Below are 6,861 nucleotides of genomic sequence, written 5' to 3' on the forward strand. Positions count from 1 at the left end.
GTCGTCGGTGATCGTCGTGCCGTCGAGCGGCACGTTGAGGTCACTGCGGACGAGAACGCGCTTGCCGCGCAGGTCTCCCAGGTCCGAAACCGTCTTCACAGCTTAGAGCGACGATCCGACGTGGACGACGAGGTCGGCGAGGCGGTTGGAGTAGCCCCACTCGTTGTCGTACCAGCCGACGACCTTGACCTGGTCGCCGATGACCTTGGTCAGGCCGGAGTCGAAGATGCACGAGGACGGGTCCGTGACGATGTCCGAGGACACGATGGGGTCCTCGGTGTAGGTCAGGAAGCCCTTGAGCGAGCCCTCGGCCGCGTCCTTGATGATCTGGTTGACCTCTTCGACCGTGGTCTCGCGCGAAGCGGTGAACGTCAGGTCGGTCGCCGAGCCCGTGGGCACCGGCACGCGGAACGCGAAGCCGTCGAGCTTGCCCTTGAGCTCGGGCAGCACGAGGCTGACGGCCTTGGCCGCACCCGTCGAGGTCGGGACGATGTTGACGGCGGCAGCGCGCGCACGGCGGAGGTCCGAGTGCGGCGCGTCCTGCAGGTTCTGGTCCTGCGTGTAGGCGTGGATCGTCGTCATGAGGCCACGCTCGATGCCGAGACCGTCGTTGAGGGCCTTGGCCATCGGCGCGAGGCAGTTGGTCGTGCACGACGCGTTGGAGATGACGGTGTGCGCCGCGGCGTCGTAGCTGTCGTGGTTGACGCCCATGACGATCGTGACGTCCTCGTTCTTCGCCGGGGCGGAGATGATGACCTTCTTGGCGCCGCCGTCGACGTGGGCCTTGGCCTTGGTCGCGTCGGTGAAGAAGCCGGTCGACTCGATGACGATGTCGGCGCCGACGGATGCCCAGTCGAGCTTGGCCGGGTCGCGCTCGGCGAATGCGGCGAACGTGTGGTCGCCGACGGTGATGGAGGTTTCGTCGTAGCTGACCTCGGCGTCGAGGCGCCCGAGGATCGAGTCGTACTTGAGGAGGTGGGCGAGCGTCTTGTTGTCCGTCAGGTCGTTGACGGCGACGATCTCGATGTCTGCACCGGCGGCACGAGCCGCGCGGAAGAAGTTACGGCCGATACGGCCAAATCCATTGATGCCTACGCGTACGGTCACGGGGAACGTGTCTCCTGCGGGTCGATGTGGGTGACACAGGTAACCCTACCGAGTTGTCTTCGCTACCGGCGAGTCACCTCAGCCCGGTGAGACGGGCGCCGCAGCCGGTTCCTGGCGACGAAGTCGCGGGGGGAGCGCAGCGACCGAAGGATCAGCCCTCGGCGAGTCGTTCGTCGCCGAGCGACGACTCCGTGTCGGGAACGCCCAGCTCCTCGGCGCGCTTGTCGGCCATCGCCAGGAGCCTGCGGATGCGTCCGGCGATCGCGTCCTTGGTGAGCGCCGGCTCGTGCAGCTGGCCGAGCTCCTCGAGGCTGGCCTGGCGGTGCTCCACGCGGAGCGTGCCGGCCATCTTGAGGTGGTCGGGGACCTCTTCGCCGAGGATCTCGAGCGCCCGCTGGGCACGTGCACCCGCAGCGACGGCGGCCCGCGCCGACCGGCGGAGGTTGGCGTCGTCGAAGTTGGCCAGCCGGTTGGCGGTCGCCCGCACCTCGCGGCGCATACGGCGCTCTTCCCAGGCCAGCAGCGACTCATGCGCACCCAGTCGGGTCAGCAGCGCGCCGATGGCCTCGCCGTCACGGATGACGACTCGGTCGATCCCGCGGACCTCGCGGGCCTTGGCGCTGATGCCGAGGCGGCGAGCGGCGCCGACGAGCGCGAGGGCGGCCTCGGGACCGGGGCAGCTGACCTCGAGCGCCGAGGAGCGACCGGGTTCGGTCAAGGAGCCGTGGGCGAGGAACGAGCCCCGCCAGGCGGCGACGGCGTCACAGGACGAGCCGGAGACGACCTGCGGGGGCAGGCCACGGATCGGCCGGCCGCTGCCGTCGATGAGCCCGGTCTGGCGGGCGAGCGCCTCACCGTCCTTGGAGACCCGCACGACGTAGTGGGTGTCCTTGCGGATGCCGGCGTTCTGCATCACCAGCACTTCGCTGTCGTGCCCGTAGATCTCGGCGACATCCTTGCGGAGGCGGCGAGCCGCTGCTCCGGTGTCGAGCTCGGCCTCGACGACGATCCGCCCGGAGACGATGTGGAGTCCGCCCGCGAACCGCAGGACGGACGACACCTCGGCTTTGCGGCAGCACGACTTCGTGATCGTGGTGTTGGCGAGCTCCGCCTTCACCTGAGCCGTCATTGCCATGCGGCCGAACCCCTGTCTGTCAATGTTCTGGTCTTCGCGAAGAGTGTCACTCTATGCCGTCCTCATGACCCTGCCGAACGCGGCTGCGAGCCGTCCTGGGTCGTGCTGATCCGATCCCGGGCTGGCTGCGACGTCCGCGACGTACAACCGCGCACCGAGCGCTCTTGCCGTCGACTCCAGCGTGCCACGCGTGTCAACGAGGCTGGTGTCGGCGATGACAGCATCCAACCCGAGTTCGGGCGCGTGCGCGGCCAAAACCTCAAGATGATCCGTCGGCGTGAGCCCTTCGGTCTCGCCCTCCTGCTCATGCAGGTTGAGCACCAGGATGCGTTTGCCCTTGGTCTTGGTGAGGGCGTCGCGCAGGCCGGGTACGAGCAACGTCGGCATGATGCTGGTGAACCACGAGCCGGGGCCGACCACGACCCAGTCGGCGGCCTCGACCGCTGCCACGGCCTCGGGGCACGCGGGCGGGTCGGCCGGGTCGAGCCGCACGCTGACGACCTGACCGTCGGTCGATGACACCTCGACCTGACCGCGTACGACGGTCAGCCGGTCCGGGGCCGAGCGCAGGTGCACGTCGGCCTCGATGTCGAGCGGGACCGCGGCCATCGGGAGGACGCGACCCTGCGCGCCCAGCAGCTCGCCGACGAGGTCCAGCCCGGCCACGTGGTCGCCGACCTGGTCCCAGATCGCCGCGATCAACAGGTTGCCCAGGGCGTGGTCCTTGAGCGGCCCGTTGCCGGAGAACCGGTGCTGCAGCACAGCGGCCCACGTACGACCCCAGTCGTCGTCGCCGCAGAGCGCGGCCAGCGCCATGCGCAGGTCACCCGGCGGCAGTCCTCCGAGCTCGGCGCGGATGCGGCCGGACGAGCCGCCGTTGTCGGCGACCGTGACGACGCCGGTGAGGTCGGTCGTCAGGCGCCTGAGCGCCGACAGGCTCGCCGCGAGGCCGTGCCCTCCCCCGAGCGAGACGACCTTGAGATCGCCTTCGGCCCGGCCGGCCACGTGCACGGGCCGCGACGGGGTCATTCGCGCCCCAGGTCGCGGTGGACGACCAGCGTGCGTACGCCGTGGGCGCGCAGGCGCTCGGCGAACGCCTCGGACATCGCAACGCTGCGGTGGCGCCCGCCGGTGCAGCCGATCGCGATCGTCAGGAAGTGCTTGTCCTCGCGCAGAAAGCCGTCGGTCAGCAGTGCCACGAGCCCTTCGTACTGCTCGAGGAACTCCGCGGACCGGGGCTGGCGCAGGACGTAGTCGCGCACGGGCTCGTCCAGCCCGCTCATCGGCCGCAGCTCGTCGACCCAGAACGGGTTGGGCAGGAAGCGCAGGTCGGCCACCATGTCGGCGTCGATCGGCAGGCCGTACTTGAAGCCGAACGACATCACGGAGGCACGGAGGCCGCCGGTGTCGGGGTCCTCGAATGCCGCGCGGACCCGCTGGCCGAGCTGGTGCACGTTGAGGTTGGTGGTGTCGACCACGATGTCGGCGCGGCCGCGGATGCGCCTCAGGAGCTCTCGCTCGCGTTCCAGGCCGTCCATCAGCCGGCCCTCGAGGCTCAGGGGGTGCGGGCGGCGGGCGGCCTCCTGACGGCGTACGAGGACCTCGTCGGCGGCCTCGAGATAGAGGATCCGGGTGTGGATGCCGTCGTCGCGCAGCGCCTCGAGCGCCTCGACGAGACCGCCGAAGAACTGCCGAGAGCGTGCATCGACGACCACGGCGAGCCGGTCGATGTCCTTCGACTCCTGCACCGTCGCCACGGCCTGCGACAGCAGATTGGGCGGCAGGTTGTCGATGACGAAGTAGCCGAGCTTCTCGAGCACCTTGGCGGCCGAGCCTCGCCCTGCTCCGGTCATGCCGGTGACGAGCACGAACTGCGTCAAGGTCGTCAACTGTCCTCCAGGATCTCGCCGGTCGCGGTGTTGATCGCGGGAGCCTGCTCGCCGGTCGCGAGCGCCTCCACGATGGATTGTGCCGTAGCCGCCCCGATTCCGGGCACGGTGGCGATCTCTTCCGCCGTCGCGGCGCGCAGCTTCTTGACGGAACCGAACGACTTGAGCAGGGCCTTGCGCCTCGTGGGGCCCAGGCCGGACACGGGATCCAGCACGCTCTCGATCATCGACTTGCTGCGCCGACCGCGGTGGTGGGTGATCGCGAAACGGTGTGCCTCGTCGCGGAGCTGCTGCAGCAGATAGAGCCCGTCGCTGGTGCGCGGGAGGATGACGGGGTCCTCGTCGTCGGGCAGCCAGACCTCTTCGAGCCGCTTGGCGAGCCCGACCAGGGCGATGTCGTCGACCCCCAGCTCCGTCATCGCGGCGTGGGCGGCCGCAACCTGAGGCGGCCCGCCGTCGACCACGACCAGCGCCGGTGTGTAGGCGAAGCGGCGAGGCTTGCCGGTCTCGGGGTCGATTCCGGGCCCCGCCTCGTCATTGTCCTCGCGGGCCCGGAGGAGCTGCGTGAACCGCCGGGTGATCACCTCGTGCATCGCCGCGACGTCGCTCTGACCCTCGTGCCGGATCGTGAACCGGCGATATTCGGACTTGCGGGGCAGTCCGTCCTCGAACACCACCATCGAGGCCACGGTCTCGGTGGCACCGAGGTTGGAGATGTCATAGCACTCGATCCGCAGCGGAGCGGTCTCGAGGCCGAGCGCCTCCTGGATGTCCTCGAGGGCCTTGCTGCGGGCCGTCAGGTCGGACGAGCGCTTCATCTTGTGGCGCATCAGCGACTGCTTGGCGTTCTGCTCGACCGTCTGCATCAACGCGCGCTTGTCACCCCGCTTCGGGACCCGGATCGTGACCGCTCCCTCCCGGCGCTCGCTGAGCAGCTCGGCGACCGCGTCGACGTCGGCAGGCAGCGACGGCACGAGCACCTCACGCGGGATCGCGGACGGCGCGGCGTCCTCGTAGAGCCTCATGAGGGCGGCCTGCACGAGCTCGGGGAACGGTGCCTCGTCCGCCTTCTCGGCGACCCAGCCGCGCTGACCGCGGATGCGGCCCCCACGCACCGAGAAGATCTGGACGGCGACCTCGAGCGGATCGTCGACGAAGCCCAGCACGTCGGCGTCGGTGCCGTCACCCAGCACCACGGTCTGCTTCTCGAGCACCCGGCGCAGCGCGCCGAGGTCGTCGCGCAGCTTGGCGGCGAGCTCGTACTCCTCGTTGTCGGACGCCTCGCGCATGCGCTGCTCGATGCGCTTGGTGAACCCCGCCGTCTGGCCGCCCATGAACGCGAGGAAGTCGTTGACGATCTCGCGGTGCTCGTCGGCGCTGACCCGGCCGACGCAGGGTGCGGCGCACTTGCCGATGTCGCCGAGCAGGCACGGGCGGCCGATCGCCTTGGAACGGCGGAACACGCCGGCCGAGCACGAGCGCATCGGGAAGACCCGAAGGAGCGTGTCGACGGTGTCGCGGATGGCCCACGCGTGCCCGTAGGGGCCGAAGTAGCGGACCCCCTTGCGCTGCGCGCCGCGCATGACCGTGACACGCGGGAACTCCTCGCCGACCGTGACGGCGAGCCACGGGTATGACTTGTCGTCGCGGTACTTGACGTTGAAGCGGGGGTCGAACTCCTTGATCCAGGAGTACTCGAGCGCCAGCGCCTCGACCTCGGTGCTGACGACCGTCCACTCGACCGAGCTCGCGGTCAGCACCATCTGCTGCGTGCGCTGGTGCAGGCCGGAGAGGTCCTGGAAGTACGAGCTGAGGCGCGGCCGGAGCGACTTGGCCTTGCCGACGTAGATGACCCTGCGCTCGGCGTCACGGAACCGATAGACGCCGGGCTCGACCGGGATCTCACCGGGTGCCGGTCGATAGGTTGCGGGATCTGCCACCGACCCAGCCTACGAGGTGACGAGTAGCGGCTTGAGGAACGTGCCGGTGTGGCTGTCGGGGCTGTTGGCGATGTCCTCGGGGGTGCCCTCGGCGATCAGCAGCCCACCGCCGCTGCCGCCCTCGGGGCCCATGTCGATGACCCAGTCGGCGGTCTTGATGACGTCGAGGTTGTGCTCGATGACGATGACCGAGTTGCCGGTGTCGACGATGCGCTGCAGCACCCCGAGGAGCTTGCGGATGTCCTCGAAGTGCAGGCCGGTCGTGGGCTCGTCGAGGACGTAGACCGTACGGCCGGTGGACCGCTTCTGGAGCTCGGCCGAGAGCTTGACGCGCTGGGCCTCGCCTCCGGACAGGGTCGGCGCGGACTGCCCCAGGCGTACGTAGCCCAGGCCGACGTCGACCAGCGTGCGCAGATGACGCGCGATCGCCGGGATCGCCTCGAAGAAGTCGACGGCCTCCTCGATCGGCATCTCGAGGACCTCGGCGATCGTCTTGCCCTTGTAGTGGACCTCGAGCGTCTCGCGGTTGTAGCGGGCGCCGTGGCAGACCTCGCACGCGACGTAGACGTCGGGCAGGAAGTTCATCTCGATCTTGATCGTGCCGTCGCCGGAGCACGCCTCGCAGCGGCCGCCCTTGACGTTGAACGAGAAGCGGCCCTGCTGGTAACCGCGCATCTTGGCCTCGGGCGTCTGCGAGAACAGCTTGCGGACGTGGTCGAAGACTCCGGTGTAGGTCGCCGGGTTGGACCGCGGCGTGCGGCCGATCGGCGACTGGTCGACGTGGATGACC

Annotated in this window: 5 protein-coding genes and 1 pseudogene; all 6 read right to left on the reverse strand. The window is 69.4% G+C overall.

What is annotated here, in order from left to right; all coding sequences use genetic code 11:
- Positions 1-102: 102 nt before the first annotated feature.
- On the reverse strand, positions 103-1,107 hold the full coding sequence (gene gap / locus V6M46_RS19095; RefSeq protein WP_332668039.1) for a type I glyceraldehyde-3-phosphate dehydrogenase: 1,005 nt from the start codon (positions 1,105-1,107) through the stop codon (positions 103-105).
- Positions 1,108-1,258: 151 nt separating this feature from the next.
- Positions 1,259-2,242 carry a DNA-binding protein WhiA gene (whiA, locus tag V6M46_RS19100; protein ID WP_332668040.1) on the reverse strand — a complete coding sequence of 328 codons (984 nt, stop codon included), beginning with the start codon at positions 2,240-2,242 and terminating at the stop codon, positions 1,259-1,261.
- A gap of 51 nt (positions 2,243-2,293) precedes the next feature.
- Positions 2,294-3,271, reverse strand: a complete 978-nt coding sequence (locus V6M46_RS19105; RefSeq protein ID WP_332668041.1) for a gluconeogenesis factor YvcK family protein — start codon at positions 3,269-3,271, stop codon at positions 2,294-2,296.
- Positions 3,268-4,131, reverse strand: coding sequence for an RNase adapter RapZ (gene rapZ, locus V6M46_RS19110; RefSeq protein ID WP_332668042.1), 864 nt, complete (start codon positions 4,129-4,131; stop codon positions 3,268-3,270). The genes V6M46_RS19105 and rapZ overlap by 4 nt, the downstream gene beginning before the upstream one ends.
- Positions 4,128-6,071 carry an excinuclease ABC subunit UvrC gene (gene uvrC, locus V6M46_RS19115; RefSeq protein WP_332668044.1) on the reverse strand — a complete coding sequence of 648 codons (1,944 nt, stop codon included), beginning with the start codon at positions 6,069-6,071 and terminating at the stop codon, positions 4,128-4,130. Before uvrC ends, rapZ begins: the two co-directional genes overlap by 4 nt.
- A 9-nt stretch (positions 6,072-6,080) precedes the next feature.
- Positions 6,081-6,861 (reverse strand): annotated as a pseudogene (locus tag V6M46_RS19120) (excinuclease ABC subunit UvrA); the annotation flags it as partial.

This window comes from Aeromicrobium sp. (genome assembly GCF_036676885.1).
Lineage (GTDB): Bacteria > Actinomycetota > Actinomycetes > Propionibacteriales > Nocardioidaceae > Aeromicrobium.

Excerpts from the sequence above, each read along its gene's own strand:
- whiA (WP_332668040.1), bottom strand. The coding sequence starts at position 2,242 with ATGGCAATGACGGCTCAGGTGAAGGCGGAGCTCGCCAACACCACGATC.
- V6M46_RS19105 (WP_332668041.1), bottom strand. The coding sequence starts at position 3,271 with ATGACCCCGTCGCGGCCCGTGCACGTGGCCGGCCGGGCCGAAGGCGAT.